Annotated in this window: 1 pseudogene; it reads right to left on the reverse strand. The window is 39.7% G+C overall.

From position 1 onward, the window contains the following. Positions 1–56 precede the first annotated feature (56 nt). Positions 57–348: pseudogene (locus tag AAEZ18_RS18490) on the reverse strand (TolC family protein); the annotation flags it as partial.

Genomic DNA, 348 nt, shown 5'->3' on the forward strand with positions numbered 1-348 from the left:
GAGTAATACGGCAACGGTTATGGAGGAAATAAAGTTTGTCGTTTTCATAAATAATCTCATTGTTCTATTGATGCGCCAGTAAGACGCTGAATTTCAATATGCTGTAAATGTAAGCTTTCATAAGCGCTAAGTAGTTCTGATTGCGCGCTTAATTGCGCCTGACGCACGCTGCTCCACTGGTTGTAGTTCAATTTACCAACGTTAAATGCTTGTTTTGCTTGGGTAAGCGCGGTTTCTAGCGTGGGAATGATTTCATTTTTTGAGGTGGTAATTACATGAACAGAATGCTTAACTTCTTGAAGCAAAGCATAAAGCTGGCTATTAGCTTGTTGAGTTAAACTCTTCGCT

It is taken from the genome of Pseudoalteromonas sp. 19-MNA-CIBAN-0066, assembly GCF_040308705.1.
Taxonomy (GTDB): Bacteria; Pseudomonadota; Gammaproteobacteria; order Enterobacterales; family Alteromonadaceae; genus Pseudoalteromonas; species Pseudoalteromonas nigrifaciens.